This is a genomic window from Actinomadura sp. ATCC 39365, from assembly GCF_054392275.1.
The window spans coordinates 7,566,640-7,580,078 of sequence record NZ_CP184335.1; the positions used below are offsets into that span (position 1 = coordinate 7,566,640).

A 13,439-nucleotide genomic window follows, 5' to 3' on the forward strand; every position below is an offset into this window, starting at 1 on the left:
TCACACGCTGCGGATCACCGAGACCACGACCCCCAGCACCACGGCCCGGTCTCCGTCGATGACGTCGTAGCGGGGGTTGCGCGGTTCGAGCCGGACGTGCCCGTCGCGACGCCGGTAGACCTTCACGGTGGCCTCGCCGTCGATCATGGCGGCGACGATCTGCCCCGAGTGCGCCTCGGGCTGCTGCCGCACCACCACGATGTCGCCGTCGCAGATGGCCGCGTCGACCATCGAGTCGCCGCGCACCCGCAGGCCGAACACGGTGCCGCGGCCGGTGAGGTCGCGGGGCAGGGTGAGGGTGTCGTCGAGGTGCTCGTCGGCGAGGATGGGCGTGCCCGCGGCGATGTCGCCGACCACGGGGACGCTCACCAGCTCGGCGGGCGGCTCGGCCGACGGCGGCCGCAGGAACAGGCGCACGTCGATCGGGCGGGTCATCGTCGCGCCGCGGCTGAGGAAGCCCTGCTCCTCCAGGCTCCTCAGGTGTTTCGAGACCGACGAGGACGAGCGCAGCCCGACCGCCTGGGCCAGCTCGCGCGTGCTCGGCGGGTATCCGTGTCTGACCACCCAGTCGCGGATCGTGGCCAGGATCCGCTGCTGGCGTTGCGGCAGGGCCGAGACGTTCAGGTGCTCGAACGCGTCATGGTCGTCGTAGGTGGTCACAGAGGAATGCTAGAGGCCGGCCGGCGGGAGCGGTGGCGGCCTCCGGCGGAACGGGCGATCCCGGCCGCGAGGGCGCAGGCCGCCGTGCCCGCCAGGACGAACAGCCCGGTGTCGCCGGCCAGGTACTCGGCCACCACCACGGGCCGGTCGGTGGTGACGGTGTGCTCCAGCAGCAGGGCGAACGTGGCGTTGTGCGCGAAGTGGGCCAGCACGGCCGGCCACACGCTGCCGGACATGACCCGCAGGTAGCCGAAGAGGAACGAGAACGCGATCACCGACCCGCCGAACAGCGGCAGCACGAAGGTCCGCGCCCCCTCGGCGTGGTAGTACGGCGTGAACAGGATGTACGGCAGGTGCCAGGCGATCCACACCACCCCGACGACGAGCATGGACGCGCGCTCCCCCAGGCGGGCGAGCCGGGGCTGCAGGTAGCCCCGCCAGCCGATCTCCTCGGCGAAAGCCAGGATCGGCCCGGTGACGAGCACGGCCGCCACCGACTGCGCCCAGTCGCCCCGCGGCGCGGTGAACCGGCCGAACCCCAGGGCGACCGCGCCCGCCGTGGCCAGCAGGCACACCCCGGCGGTGGCGGCGACGGCGGCCGGCCAGGCGCGCAGCCCGGCCCGGCCGAGGCCGAGGCGGCGCAGCCCGTCCCTGGAGTATCCCTCCCGGGTGATGACGAACAGCAGCACCAGCACGGTGAGCAGCGGCGACAGGGCCAGGACGAGCCCCTCCGCGACGCCGGCGGTGCCCGCCGAGACGGCGAGCACGAGGACGATGTAGACGATCGACGCGACGCGGTCGTCGAGCTGTCGGAACACGGGCGGACCTTCCTCCGGGGGTGGGCCCCGCCAAGTGTTCAGGAGCCTGCTCCCGGCGCCCATCGGCCGAAGATCCGAATCGCCGCCCCGCCTCTGCCCCCCGGGGACTACGACCACCGGCTGAGGGCCGGTAATCGCGTTGCGCCCGCGCCGCGGCGCGTGTCAGGGTCGTGGCTTCCTGGCAGTGGTGACAGTGGTGACGGCGCTGGTGGTGCGGTATGAGGTATACGGGGCTCGCGCTCGCGTTCGGGTCCTCGTCGTGTTTCGCGTTCTCGGGGCCGATGGCCAAGTACCTCGTCGCGGCCGGGCTGACGCCGATCGAGGCCGTGTGGGCGCGGATGGCGGCGGCCGGGCTCCTGCTGCTGGGCGTGCTGGCCGTGGTCAGGCCCGCCGCGTTGCGCATCCCGCGGGCCAGGTGGCCGTTCTTCGCGCTGTACGCGGTCGTCGCGGTGGCCGGGGTGCAGTCGCTGTACTTCGCGGCGATCACCCGCCTGCCCGTGGGGGTCGCCCTGCTGCTGGTCTACATGGCCCCGGTCATGGTGGCGGCCTGGGTGCGGCTGGTCCGCAAGGTCCGGCTCCACCGGGCCGCCTACGCCGGGGCGCTCGTCGCCCTGGCCGGCCTCGGGATCGTCGCCGAGGTCTGGCACGACCTGCGACTGGACGCGCTCGGCCTGGCCCTCGGCCTGCTGGCCGCGGCCTGCTCCGCCGGATACTTCCTGATGAACGACAGCTTCGGGGACGACGTCGACCCGCTCGGGCTGGTCGCCTGGGGCATGGCCGGCGCGGCCCTGGTGCTGGCCCCGGTGGCCCGTCCGTGGGCCCTGCGGTGGGAGGCGTTCACGACGTCCGCCACTCCCGCCCCCGGCGCCCTGACGCTGCCCGTGCCGGTGGCCTTCGCGTGGATGGTGGTGGTCGCCAGCGTGGTGGCGTACATCCTCGGGGTGAACGCGGTGCGGCGGTTGTCGGCCGCCGTGGGCGCCACGGTGGCGTCGCTGGAGGTGATCGGCGGGGCGCTGGCGGCGTGGGCGGTGCTCGGCGAGGGCTTGGGCGGGTTGCAGATCGCGGGCGGCGTGATCCTGCTGTCCGGCGCGCTCCTCGCCCAGACCGCGACCCGCCGCGCGCCGGAGACCAAGACGGGGCTGGACGGCGACAAAGAGGTGACCTCGGGAGCAATGAAGTGCTGACACTACTGTAAGTAGTTAATTCACTACAACGGGTATTTACAAGGGGAAGCAACGACTGTCCCATCCCCGTCCCGAGGAAGGAGGTGGAGCCTTGCGTGTCCTGATCCAGCTCCGCCCCGCCCGTGAAACCGTCGAAGCCGTCCTCGACCCCGGCGTGACCGCCACGGTCGCCGACGTGGCAGGTGACCTGCCGGGAATCGTCCTGGACCAGGCGTTCGCCCCGCTGGCCCTGCCGCGCGCGCTGCCCGCCTCGCCCCCAGGCGGCCTGCTGTCGTCGCTCAACCGGCCGCTGGGCTTCTCCCTGTCGGCCGAGCACGCCAGCGTGCTCGTGCGCGGCGAGCTCCCCGACGACGACCTGCCGTCCAGGCTGGCGTTGTTGTCGTCGTCCGTACGCGAGGTCGTCGGCGTGTTCGCCGACCCGTCCATCCATCCCGACCTGACCTGCGCCGACACCGGCCCGGTCGGCGACTGGCACGACGTCGAACGGCTGCTGCACGCCTCCGACCTGCGCGCGGCCGGCTACGACGGCCACGGCGTCAACCTGGCGGTCGTCGACGGCGGAGTCAACGCCGACCACGTGAGCACCAAGCTCGGCCGCCAGGTCACCCTCGACGCCGGCCACAGCTGGGCCCCGCCCGGCGTCACGCCCACGCCGGGGCGCTACCCGGTGGAGCACGGCAGCCTGTGCGCCTTCAACACCCAGCTCGCCGCCCCGCGCTCGACGCTGCTCGACATCGCCGTCCTGCAGAGCAGGAAGGGCACGGTCGAGGGCATGCTGTCCGACGCCGTGGCCGCCTACACCCACCTGCGCGGGCTCCTGGAGGCCATGCCGGCCGAGTCCCGCTCGCTGGTCGTCAGCAACAGCTGGGGCCTGTACAACCCGGAGCAGGACTTCCCGCCCGGCCATCCCGGCAACTACTCCGACAATCCGATGCACCCGTTCAACGTCATGATCTCCAGCCTGGAGCACGCCGGGGCCGACATCGTGTTCGCGGCGGGCAACTGCGGGCGCGACTGCCCGGCGGCGAGCTGCGGGTTCACCGACATCGTGGGCGGCAACGGCCATCCGAAGGTGGTCACGGTGGCCGGGGTCGACACCCGCGGCGATCGCGTCGGCTACTCCTCCCAGGGGCCGGCCCGGCTCGGTGACCACAAGCCCGACCTGGCCGCCTACACCCACTACACCGGCTCAGAGGCCGGCGGCCCCGGCACGCCCGACACGGGCACGTCCACCTCCTGCCCCGTGGTGGCCGGCGTCATCGCCGCCCTGCGCACCCGCCACCCGTCCACCAAGTTGTCCCCCGCGCAGCTTCGCACGCTGCTCAACCGCACCGCCGAGGACCGCAGCACGGTCGGTTTCGACCACGACTACGGCTACGGCATCGTCAACCCCGCAGGCGTCCTGGCCGCGCTCCGCTCGCACCGCACCAGGGCCGCCTGAACCGCGACGGCGCCGCGTACCCGTGGGTACGCGGCGCCGCCGTCCGCCGGGGAGGGCCGGTGGACGAAGGGTCAGCCGTGGTTCCAGACCGAGGAGATCCGGTCGTTCCACCCGCTGGGGACGAGGTTCGGGATGTCGGAGAAGGGCGGCACGATCAGCGAGCTGCCGCCGAAGTTGATGTGCTCGTAGTAGCGGACCGTGCAGTTCGTGCCGCCCATGGAGCTGATGACGTCGTTCCAGTCGTGCAGGTGCAGCGGGCCGTGGTGGACGTCGGTCAGGTCGTTGTAGGCCTGGCGGGCCGGGCACCAGAACCAGTCACCGGCGTACTCCACGTGCTCGAACATCTGCACCTCGCCCCGCGTGGCCGGACGGGGGTCGCGCAGCAGCGCCGCGGCCCACAGCGCGCCGTTGACCGCGGTGTCGTCGGTGACCGCCGTCAGGCGATCGGGGTGGTAGAGGTAGGTCAGCGGGCGGCCGTCGAACCGGGTCAGGTCCGCCGGGTCGTGCTCGACGCCGTCCACGACCACCGCCATGGCGGGCGCGGGGTGGGTGAGGGGTGCGGTGGCGAGCGCGGCGGCGGCCCTGGGCCGGGCCAGCGCCCTGGCGGGGTCCGCCGGCACGGGCTTGGCCGAGCGCGGCGCCCTGACCGCCTTGGCGACGAGCTGCTCCAGCGTGGTGATGTCGTGGTCGCGCAGGAGGGCCAGCACGTCGGCCTCCTCCAGGCCCCCGACGTGGTCGGAGAAGTCCAGGAAGCTCTCGACCTGGCGGCGGGCGGGGGTTGAGATCTGGGTCACGGGTGCCTCCCCTGGTGGTGCTGTGCTGCGTACTCCTTCATGGTCGGGCGGGGCGGCGGCCCGGACAGCCCCCCAGTGTTGGGGATGGCGTTCAGGCGGTGAAGGCGGCCATGAGCTCGTCCCGGCCGCTCGCGCCGGTCTTGCGGAAGACCGCTTTGAGGTGGTCGTGCACGGTGTGTCCGGACAGGTCGAGCAGCCGGGCGATCTGCTTCGGCGCCGCTCCGGCGCACAGCAGGTCGAGGACGCCGCGTTCGCGCGGGGTGAGGGCGTACCAGTCGCAGAACGAGGGCAGCAGCAGGCCGCCGGTCGCCGCCTGGATCACCACGGCCACCTCGCCCGTGCCGTCCTCGTCCAGGGCCTGGCCCTCGACGGCGAGCCAGCGGCCGTACCGGGCCGCCGGGGCGCAGATGACCGGCCGGCCGGCGTCCGCGCCGCGCGCGTGCTCGGCGGCGTCGGCGGCCAGGGCCGTGACGAACGTGTCGGCCAGCCAGGCGTGCACGCCGTGCCGGTCGGGACAGCGCAACCGGTCGAACCACGCCTGGGCCTGCGGCGTCACGGCGCGGATGCCGCGGTCGGGGCCGACGACGATCACCCCGGCGGGCAGGGCGGGCGCGGTGGGGGCGAGCGGGGCGGCGGTGACGTACCTGCGCAGCGCGGTCATCAGGGCCGGGGCGAGCAGCGTGGCCCTGCGCAGGTCGTCCTCGGTGAACGGCGGGGCGTCGCAGGCGCGGACCAGCCCGAGCAGGCCCCACACGCCGCCACGCCCGTCGCGCAGCAGCAGCCGCAGCTCGCAGGAGGCGCCGCAGGCCGCGAACGCCCGCCGCGCACCCTCCTCGGCGCCGGCCACCGCGACCGGCACCCGCAGCCGGGCCAGCGACGCGGGCCGGCACGGGTCGCCGTGGGCGCGGCGGTGGGCCAGCAGGGAGACGGCCAGCTCGCGTTCGTAGCGATGCCAGAAGCTGAACGAGCCCTGCCCGAGCCCGGTCGCCGGGCTGGTGCCGACCAGCCTCAGCGCGTCGTGCGGCAGCAGCGGGGCGATGGCGGCGGACACGGCGGCGCCGACGTGCTCGGCCGCGACGCCCCGGTCCATCAGGGTGCGCACCTCGTGGACCGCGCGGTCCTGGCATGAGCTCACGCGGCCAGGTCAGCACGCCGCGGCTTCGCCTGGCAAGCGCAGGGTAGTCGTTCGGCTACCTCAGGTCACGTCCAGTCGCCGCAGCTCGTCCTCGGTCAGTGTCAGGGCCGTCGCCCGCGCCGACGCCCGCACCGACTCCGGCCGGGTGGCGCCCGGGATGGGGACGACGTGCTCGGAGTGGGCCAGGTGCCAGGCCAGGCAGACCTGCTGCGGGGTGTGGCCGCGCTCCTCGGCCACCTCGTGGAAGGGGGTGCGGGGCGGGGCGGCGCCGGGGCCGTCCAGGGCGCTGCGGGCGATGCCGCCGAGGGGGCTCCACGGCAGGAAGGCGATGCCGAGGCGGTCGCACAGCCGCAGCTCGGGCAGGCTGTCGCGGTGCTGGGGGCTGTAGCGGTTCTGCACCGAGACCAGGGAGCCGCCGAGGACGGCCCTGGCCTCGTGGATCTGCTCGCAGGTCACGTTGGAGAGGCCGGCGGCGCGGATGAGGCCCGCGTCGAGGAGGTCGCGCAGCGCGCCCACCGACTCCGCCCACGGGACGTCCGGGTCGGGCTTGTGCAGCTGGTAGAGGCCGATCACCTCGACGCGCAGGCGGCGCAGGGAACCCTCGCAGGCGGCCTTGAGGTGGTCCGGACGGCCGTCGACCGTCCAGGAGCCGTCGCCGGGCCGGCCGCGCCCGCCCTTCGTGGCGACCAGCACGCCCGAGGCGTCGCCGGACCAGGTGGCCAGGGCCTCGGCGACGAGTTCCTCGTTGTGGCCGAGCTCGCCGGCGTGCCAGTGGTAGGAGTCGGCCGTGTCGATCAGGGTGAGGCCCGCGTCGAGGGCGGCGTGCACGGTGGCGATCGCGCGGGCGCGGTCCGGACGGCCCTCGACGGACAGCGGCATGGCGCCCAGGCCGACGGCGCTGACCTCGGCGGTTCCGATGCGGCGGGTGATCATGGTCGGTCAGCCTTCCTGGAGGAGGTCGGCGACGGCTCGCGGCAGCCAGGCCGCGACGTCGGTGAACGTGAAGCCGAGCGCGGCGGCCCGGCCGGCGTCGATGGCGTAGGAGCGGTCGAAGGAGAACGGCGAGGCGGGCTCGCCGCCGGTCACCACCCGGTGGACGGGCGCCGGCGAGCCGGTCGCGGCGGCGATGGCCGCGCACAGGCCGGTGACGGTCAGCGTGTCGCGGGAGGCGGCGTTGAGCGCGCCGGTGACGTCGGTGCCCGTCGCCGTCCAGTGCAGGAAGGCGGCGATCTCCGCATGGTGGACGAACGACGTCGGGGCCGGGTCGCGGTGCACGGCGACCGGCAGCCCGGCGCGTACGCGGTCCACGTAGTGGCGCAGCCGTCCGGTGAAGTCGGCGTCCCCGCCGCCCAGCACGTGGGCGCTGCGCACGGCGAGGAACGGGAAGGCCGGGTCCCGGGCGAACACGGCCTCGGCCTGGCGTTTGCCCTCCGCGTACGCGGCCGCCTCGCCGAGCAGCCGGGACAGGGCGTCCGGCGACCCCCACGGCAGGCCGCGGTCCACCGGCCAGGACGCGGCCTCGACCGTCTCCTCGCGGACCGGCGCCGCGGCCGGGGGCAGCAGGGACGGCGAGGTGGCCGGGTCGTAGACCTCCATGGTGGAGGTCATCACGTAGCGGGCGGTGCGGCCGGCGAAGACCCGGCGGGCGACGTCGGCGTGCTGGGGCGTGTAGCAGACCTGGTCCACGACGGCGTCGAAGGCCCGGCCGCCCAGGGCTCGGGCCAGGGCCGCCGCGTCCGCCCGGTCGGCGACGACGTGCTCGGCGCCGGGCGGCGGCGCGGCCGAGCCCCGGTTGACCACGGTCACGCGGTCCCCTCCGGCCAGCAGCAGGCGGATCAGGCGGCGGCCGAAGTAGCGGTTGCCGCCGATGACGCAGATGTGTCGCATGCGGCCAAGACTGGCCCGGACGCGGCCAGCAGTGGTAGTGGTGACTTGCTGGCCTCGTGTTAAGGAGAACTGTTGATCGACGCCCACCGGCTCAGGGTGCTGCGGGAGGTGGCCGCGCACGGCAGCTTCAACCGGGCGGCGGCCGCGCTGCTGCTCACGCCGTCCGCCGTCTCGCAGCAGATCGCCGCGCTGGAACGGCAGCTCGGCACCCCGGTCGTCACCCGCAGCACCCGCGGCGTGGCCCTCACCGAGCCGGGCCGGCTGCTGGTGCAGACGGCCGAGACGATCGCGGCCGAGCTGCGGCACGCCCGGGAGCGCATCGACGAGCTGGCCTCCGGGCGCCGGCGGCTGACCGTGGCCACCTTCACCAGCGGCGGCCGGGCGCTGCTGCCCGGCGTGCTGGCGCGGTTCGTCGCCGGCCATCCCGAGGTCGAGACGAACGTGGTCGAACGGGAGCCGGAGGACAGCCTGCCGCTGGTCCGGCGCGGCGAGGCGGACCTGGCGATCGCCTACCACTTCGACGGGCCGCTGCCGGTGCTGCCCGGCGACCGTACGGGGCTGGCCTGGACGCCCTTGGCCGAGGACCCGCTTTCGGTGGCGCTGCCGGCCGCCCATCCGCTGGCCGGCCGAGCGTCGCTGGACCTGACCGAGCTGGCCGAGCAGCCGTGGGTGATCGGCTGCTCCAAGACCGAGGCGTTCCTGCGCGGGTACGCCGCCGCGGCCGGGTTCGAGCTGCGGGTCAGCGGCTCCACCACCGACTACCACCTGGCGCAGGCGCTCACGGCGGCCGGGCTGGGCGTCAGCCTGGTGCCGTCCATCTGCCTGGCGCGCGGGACGCCCGGCCTGGCCGTCGTGCCGCTGAACCCGCCGCGCCCGGCCCGCTACATCGGTATCGCCACCGCCCCGCGGCGCGACCACCCGCTGGTGCCGACGCTGGTCGCGTGGCTGCGCGAGGAGGCGGCGGCACTGGGACGGCAGCGGACCGATCCTGTCCGCCGGTGATGTCACAGTGTTCCCGGGAACCTCTTCCTGCACCGAACGGAGTGATTCGTATGAGCCGCCATGTCCAGATCACCTTCGACGCCCACGACCCCAAGGCGCTGTCGACGTTCTGGCGTGACGCGCTGGGCTACGTCCACCCCGGCCCGCCCGGGGTCGAGCTGCCGCCGGGCGCCGACCCGCTGGCCGCCTGGGACGACTTCCTGGCCAGGGTGGGCGTCCCGGAGGAGGAGCGCGACGCGCGGTCGGCCATCGAGGACCCCGACGGCCGGGGCCCCCGGGTGTTCTTCCAGCGGGTGCCGGAGGGCAAGACCGCCAAGAACCGCGTGCACCTCGACGTCCGGGCGGCTCCCGGGCTGCGCGGCGAGGAGCGCATGGCGGCCCTGGAGGCCGAGTGCGAGCGGCTGGTCGGGCTGGGCGCGACGCGGGTGCGGCGGCACGATCCCGAGCCGCCGTTCGGCGCCGGCCACATCGTGCTGACCGACCCCGAGGGCAACGAGTTCTGCCTCGACTGACCGTCCAGGACGCCCAGCTGAGGAATCAGTCGTCGGCACACCTGCATGGCACGATGACCAGCGTGCCCGCTTCGATGTGGGTCACCTTCTTCGAGCCGAGGCAGAAGCGGCATTTCAGCGTCTCGGCGATCCACGGGTCGGACCATACGTTGTGCTGCCAGGCCGGCGGCGGCCCGTCCGGGGGCGGTTCCGCGCCGCGCTCGGCGGGCTCGTTCTCGCCGCCCACCTGGCCGAGGCCGCCGCAGAACGTGCAGGAAAGGAACAGCTCGCCGAGCTGCACGCCGCGGCGGCCCTGGCATTCGGGGCAGGTGATCGGGTCCGTCACTTACGGCCGGTCCCACTGCAGGACTTGCACGACACCCATGTGGACTGCTTCCTGGAGTCGCCGTTCCGGTCGATCCACTCTCCGCCGGCACCCATGCAGATGCCGCACACCGGACGCTCTTCCTGCTCGTCGTCGTACGCCATACTGCGGACGGTAGCCGAGCATGCGCAGGCTGTCTGTCGCCTGACGGATCTGGTTGCGCTCACCTCAGTCGCGCGGGGAAGGCAGAAGGTGAGTGCTGCGAGAATGGCCGCATGGCCAAGCTGACCGGATCGCAGATCGCACAGGAGGGGCCGGCTGGGTGGGCGTACCTGCTCGGCAGCCTGCACACCCGCCTCCACACCGGCACGTTCGCGGCCGGGCTCGCGCTCGTCGACGCCGTCGGGGCGGTGGCCGAGGAGATGGACCACCATCCCGACCTCGACCTGCGCTACACCCATGTCGACGTCCGCCTGGCCAGCCACGACGCGGGCGGCGTCACCGAGCGCGACGTGCGGCTGGCGCGCGCGATCACGTCCCTCGCCGCCGACGCGGGGGTGCGCCTCGACCCGGCGTCCGTCTCCGTGTTCGAACTCGGCCTCGACACCCCCGCGCGGGACACGGTCCGGCCGTTCTGGGCGGCGGTGCTGGCGATGCCCGCCGATGAGCGGGGCGAGCTGCACGACCCGGCCGGCGCGCTGCCCGGCGTGTGGTTCCAGCCGTCCGGCGACGAGGAGCCCCGCCAGCGCTGGCACCTCGACGTGTGGGTGGAGCCCGCGCAGGTCCAGCCCCGGATCGACGCGGCGCTGGCGGCGGGCGGGCGGCTGGTGTACACCGACGAGGCGCCGCGTTTCTGGGTGCTGGCCGACCCCGAGGGCAACCACGTCTGCCTGTGCACCTGGCAGGAGCGCGACTGAGCCTGGGCGGCGGTCAGCGGGGCCCGTCGGGCAGCCCGGCCCGTGCCTGGACGAGCAGCTCGCGGGTGCGCGGCAGGCCGGCCAGGCGGGCGGCCAGCGCGTCCAGCGTGACGGCCAGCACCCGGGCCGGCACACCCCGCGCCGTCAGCACGTACGCCATCCAGCTGACGAAGGACGTGAACAGGCCGGGGTCGTCGACGTAGGCGGCGGCCTTGAGGTAGTCCACGACGTAGGCGACGTCCTCGGCGGTGTGGCCGGTCGGCTCCTCGCCCGCGGTGACGGGCACGTGCTCGTCCAGCTCCGCCATGACGCCTCTGACCAGCTCGGACGCCCGGTCGGTGAGCGCCGTGTACTCGGGGCCGGCCAGGTGCGGCGGCCGTCCCGCGCTCAGCCCGGTCGCGGCCCGGCGCGGCGGCGGCCCGGCGTCGAGCAGGTCGGCGGCGGCCCGCGCGTCGGGCGCCCAGGCGTCGGCCCCGAGCAGGCGGGCGTAGCGGCCGTCGGGCCCGAAGGCGGCGCCGCCGACGAGCACGGGCGTGCCCGCCGCCTGACAGGCGCTGATGGCCGCGTGCGCGGCGGGCAGCCGGGTGGCGATCGACCCGGACAGCGCGACCACGGCCGGCGCGGTCCTGTGCACGTGCACGACCAGGTGCGCGGTCGGGACGTGCGCGCCCAGGTAGTCCACCTGCCAGCCGCGCAGCCGGAGCACCTCGGCCAGCAGCCGAACCGGGAAGGTGTGCCACTCGCCGTCCACGCACGCCACGCTCACCCGTCCCCTGTCCGGGCCGGAACGGTGGCCGCGCGCGCCCGGCTCGTGGGCCAGCACGGCCAGCACCCGCTCGTGGACGGCCGTCGCCGTGTGCTCCTGGGCGACGGTGAGCCGGTTGGCCGCCCAGTCCAGGCCCACGCGGGCCTGCGCGACGGCGACGACGTCCAGGAGCATGGCCTCCAGGGGCACGCCGGCGTCGAGGGCGGCCCGCGCGGCGTCGATCGCGGCGTACTCGTCGCCGGCCGTCGCCGCCGCCCGCAGCGCCTCGACGCAGCGCTCGATCTCGTCCCGCACGCCGGAAGCGCTCACGCCGGAAGACCTCCGTCCGGGCCGTCGGGCGCCTCGCGCGGTGCGCCGATGGCGACGATGGCGATGTCGTCGCGCTCCCGTTCGCCCGCCCACTGGGAGGCGAGCATCTGGACGCGTTCGGCCAGGGCGGCGGCCGGCATGCCGACGCACTGCCGCAGTTCCTCGCGCAGCCGGTCGTCGCCGAACATCTCGTCGCCCAGCGGGCCGCCCCTGGCCTCGATGACGCCGTCGCTGTAGAGCAGGCACGTCTCGCCGGGGGCCGGAGCACCGTCTCGGTGACGCTGGTGATCTGGTCGAGCAGGCCGATCAGGGTGCCGCGGGTGCGGGCGTCCTCCACCCGGCCGTCGTTGCGGACGATCATCGGCGGCGGATGGCCGGCGCTGGTCAGCCGCAGCTCCAGCCGGTGGCCGCGGCGCTCGACCCCGGCCAGCACCAGCGTGACGTAACGCGGGCTGGACCCGGCGAGCAGCACCTCGTTGAGCCGTTCCAGCACGCGCTGGTGGTCGTCGGCCAGCGGCAGCAGGGCGCGCAGCGTGTTGCGGATCTTGCCGGTCAGCACGGCGGCCTCCAGCCCCTTGCCGGAGACGTCGCCGAGCACCACCAGCGCCGCCCCGCCCGATCCGGCGACCGGGTGCACGTCGTAGAAGTCCCCGCCGACCAGCGCCCCGTGGCCCGCCGCCCGATAGCGGGCCGCCACGTCGGCGACGTCGAGGTACGGCGTCATCGGCGGCAGCAGGTCGGCCATCAGCGTCTCGGTGATGGCCCCCTGCTCGGCGTACACGCGGGCGATGGAGATCGCGGTGCCGGCCCGGGCCACGAACAGCCGGGCGAACACCTCCTCGGCCGCGGCGAAGCCGGCCGAGGAGCGCAGCAGGATCAGTGCGCCCGCGGGCAGGCCGTAGCCGGGCAGCGAGATCACCCCCACGGAACGCGTGTCGTCCCGCCCCTCGCCCAGCACCCAGCCGGGCGCCTGCTCGGGGTCCACCCAGCGGGCGGGGACCGGCGGGAAGGCTCGCAGCGCCTCGGCCAGCCCCGGCATGGAGCGCGGATCGATGTCCAGGTTCCGGCGCACGGCCTCGCCGCCGGCCTCGTGGTAGGCGACCTCGTAGCGGCGCGGGCCCAGCGGCACGACGACCCGGGCGGCGTGGGCGAGGTGCGTCACGGCCAGGCGGGCGACCGCCTCCAGGCAGCGGTCGAGGTTGAGCGAGGACAGCAGCTCGGTGGCCGCCGCCACCATGGACGCGGCCGAGTCCCGCTCGCCCCGCAGCACCTCCATGGCCCGCTCCGACGCGGTGACGTCGACCAGCCACCAGGTGACGCGGTCGCGCCCGGCACGCACGGGATGGGCCTCGAACACCCGCTCCCCGACCGGCCCCCGAGCAGGCTCGGGCACGCTCCCGGCCTCGGGCGCGCCCTCGGCGGCGGGTGACGCGGCCAGGCGGGCGCAGAGGTCGTGGTGGGCCCGGGCCAGCCAGTCCGGCGCGATCCGCGCGGTGTCGCCCAGCAGCGACCGGGCGGCGGCGTTCGCCCGCTCGACGGCGCCCGAGGCGTCGGCGACCAGCATCGGGTACGGCGTGTCCTCCCCCAGCATGCCGATCGCGCCCCGTTCGTGATCACCTACGAGATTGTCACTCTACTGACGTGACCTGCACGGCTTTCCCGACGCCGAATCGTTTTTGTCGCATTTTTAGCCGCGTTACCTTCGGGGCA

General features: G+C 74.6%; 17 protein-coding genes and 1 pseudogene. 8 read left to right on the plus strand and 10 right to left on the minus strand.

What is annotated here, in order from left to right; genetic code table 11:
* Entirely contained in the window at positions 1–660 is a 660-nt protein-coding gene (gene lexA / locus ACNF49_RS36925; protein ID WP_357968643.1) for a transcriptional repressor LexA, read from the minus strand.
* The gene (locus tag ACNF49_RS36930) at positions 657–1,478 is read right to left on the minus strand and encodes a CPBP family intramembrane glutamic endopeptidase (protein ID WP_482940485.1); all 822 of its coding nucleotides are present in this window, start codon (positions 1,476–1,478) and stop codon (positions 657–659) included. Before ACNF49_RS36930 ends, lexA begins: the two co-directional genes overlap by 4 nt.
* 218 nt (positions 1,479–1,696) lie before the next feature.
* On the opposite strand from ACNF49_RS36930, the gene ACNF49_RS36935 reads away from it, so the two are divergent.
* The gene (locus ACNF49_RS36935; protein ID WP_482940486.1) at positions 1,697–2,662 is read left to right on the plus strand and encodes an EamA family transporter; all 966 of its coding nucleotides are present in this window, start codon (positions 1,697–1,699) and stop codon (positions 2,660–2,662) included.
* A gap of 91 nt (positions 2,663–2,753) precedes the next feature.
* Positions 2,754–4,103: a S8 family peptidase gene (locus ACNF49_RS36940; protein WP_482940487.1), complete on the plus strand. Its 1,350-nt coding sequence runs from the start codon at positions 2,754–2,756 to the stop codon at positions 4,101–4,103.
* Between the two features lie 71 nt (positions 4,104–4,174).
* Here ACNF49_RS36940 and ACNF49_RS36945 read toward each other — a convergent pair whose 3' ends face one another.
* From ACNF49_RS36945 to ACNF49_RS36960, 4 genes are all read right to left on the minus strand, one after another.
* Entirely contained in the window at positions 4,175–4,897 is a 723-nt protein-coding gene (locus tag ACNF49_RS36945) for a beta/gamma crystallin family protein (RefSeq protein ID WP_357968631.1), read from the minus strand.
* A 91-nt stretch (positions 4,898–4,988) separates the two neighbouring features.
* Positions 4,989–6,032, minus strand: a complete 1,044-nt coding sequence (locus ACNF49_RS36950) for a helix-turn-helix transcriptional regulator (protein WP_482940488.1) — start codon at positions 6,030–6,032, stop codon at positions 4,989–4,991.
* 60 nt (positions 6,033–6,092) lie between these two features.
* The gene (locus ACNF49_RS36955; RefSeq protein ID WP_482940489.1) at positions 6,093–6,965 is read right to left on the minus strand and encodes an aldo/keto reductase; all 873 of its coding nucleotides are present in this window, start codon (positions 6,963–6,965) and stop codon (positions 6,093–6,095) included.
* Positions 6,966–6,971: 6 nt separating this feature from the next.
* Positions 6,972–7,919, minus strand: a complete 948-nt coding sequence (locus ACNF49_RS36960; RefSeq protein WP_482940490.1) for an NAD-dependent epimerase/dehydratase family protein — start codon at positions 7,917–7,919, stop codon at positions 6,972–6,974.
* Positions 7,920–7,991: 72 nt separating this feature from the next.
* On the opposite strand from ACNF49_RS36960, the gene ACNF49_RS36965 reads away from it, so the two are divergent.
* The gene (locus ACNF49_RS36965; protein WP_482940491.1) at positions 7,992–8,921 is read left to right on the plus strand and encodes a LysR family transcriptional regulator; all 930 of its coding nucleotides are present in this window, start codon (positions 7,992–7,994) and stop codon (positions 8,919–8,921) included.
* A 50-nt stretch (positions 8,922–8,971) separates the two neighbouring features.
* On the plus strand, positions 8,972–9,433 hold the full coding sequence (locus ACNF49_RS36970) for a VOC family protein (protein ID WP_357968617.1): 462 nt from the start codon (positions 8,972–8,974) through the stop codon (positions 9,431–9,433).
* Between the two features lie 25 nt (positions 9,434–9,458).
* On the opposite strand, the gene ACNF49_RS36975 is transcribed toward ACNF49_RS36970, so the two are convergent.
* The gene (locus ACNF49_RS36975; RefSeq protein WP_357968614.1) at positions 9,459–9,758 is read right to left on the minus strand and encodes a hypothetical protein; all 300 of its coding nucleotides are present in this window, start codon (positions 9,756–9,758) and stop codon (positions 9,459–9,461) included.
* 254 nt (positions 9,759–10,012) lie between these two features.
* Here ACNF49_RS36975 and ACNF49_RS36980 point away from each other — a divergent pair, with 254 nt between their 5' ends.
* Positions 10,013–10,654, plus strand: coding sequence for a 4a-hydroxytetrahydrobiopterin dehydratase (locus ACNF49_RS36980; RefSeq protein ID WP_482940492.1), 642 nt, complete (start codon positions 10,013–10,015; stop codon positions 10,652–10,654).
* 13 nt (positions 10,655–10,667) lie between these two features.
* On the opposite strand, the gene ACNF49_RS36985 is transcribed toward ACNF49_RS36980, so the two are convergent.
* The 3 genes and pseudogenes from ACNF49_RS36985 to ACNF49_RS36995 form a co-directional block, all read right to left on the minus strand.
* Positions 10,668–11,729 carry a cobalamin B12-binding domain-containing protein gene (locus ACNF49_RS36985; RefSeq protein WP_482940493.1) on the minus strand — a complete coding sequence of 354 codons (1,062 nt, stop codon included), beginning with the start codon at positions 11,727–11,729 and terminating at the stop codon, positions 10,668–10,670.
* A complete protein-coding gene (locus ACNF49_RS36990; RefSeq protein WP_482945636.1) occupies positions 11,726–11,971 on the minus strand; it encodes a SpoIIE family protein phosphatase in 246 nt (81 codons plus the stop codon). The genes ACNF49_RS36985 and ACNF49_RS36990 overlap by 4 nt, the downstream gene beginning before the upstream one ends.
* 86 nt (positions 11,972–12,057) lie before the next feature.
* Positions 12,058–12,285: pseudogene (locus ACNF49_RS36995) on the minus strand (SpoIIE family protein phosphatase); the annotation flags it as partial.
* On the opposite strand from ACNF49_RS36995, the gene ACNF49_RS37000 reads away from it, so the two are divergent.
* The 3 genes from ACNF49_RS37000 (at position 12,206) to ACNF49_RS37010 (ending at position 13,342) form a co-directional block, all read left to right on the plus strand.
* A complete protein-coding gene (locus ACNF49_RS37000) occupies positions 12,206–12,373 on the plus strand; it encodes a hypothetical protein (RefSeq protein ID WP_482940494.1) in 168 nt (55 codons plus the stop codon). The pseudogene ACNF49_RS36995 and the gene ACNF49_RS37000 overlap by 80 nt on opposite strands.
* Positions 12,374–12,487: 114 nt before the next feature.
* Positions 12,488–12,631 carry a hypothetical protein gene (locus tag ACNF49_RS37005; protein ID WP_482940495.1) on the plus strand — a complete coding sequence of 48 codons (144 nt, stop codon included), beginning with the start codon at positions 12,488–12,490 and terminating at the stop codon, positions 12,629–12,631.
* A gap of 297 nt (positions 12,632–12,928) precedes the next feature.
* Positions 12,929–13,342 carry a hypothetical protein gene (locus tag ACNF49_RS37010; RefSeq protein WP_482940496.1) on the plus strand — a complete coding sequence of 138 codons (414 nt, stop codon included), beginning with the start codon at positions 12,929–12,931 and terminating at the stop codon, positions 13,340–13,342.
* Positions 13,343–13,439: the final 97 nt, after the last annotated feature.

Bases quoted from the DNA above. Each gene is read 5' to 3' on its own strand.
- ACNF49_RS36970 (WP_357968617.1), top strand. From the start codon at position 8,972: ATGAGCCGCCATGTCCAGATCACCTTCGACGCCCACGACCCCAAGGCG.
- ACNF49_RS37005 (WP_482940495.1), top strand. From the start codon at position 12,488: ATGGCCCCCTGCTCGGCGTACACGCGGGCGATGGAGATCGCGGTGCCG.
- ACNF49_RS36935 (WP_482940486.1), top strand. From the start codon at position 1,697: ATGAGGTATACGGGGCTCGCGCTCGCGTTCGGGTCCTCGTCGTGTTTC.
- ACNF49_RS36960 (WP_482940490.1), bottom strand. From the start codon at position 7,919: ATGCGACACATCTGCGTCATCGGCGGCAACCGCTACTTCGGCCGCCGC.
- ACNF49_RS36980 (WP_482940492.1), top strand. From the start codon at position 10,013: ATGGCCAAGCTGACCGGATCGCAGATCGCACAGGAGGGGCCGGCTGGG.
- ACNF49_RS36955 (WP_482940489.1), bottom strand. From the start codon at position 6,965: ATGATCACCCGCCGCATCGGAACCGCCGAGGTCAGCGCCGTCGGCCTG.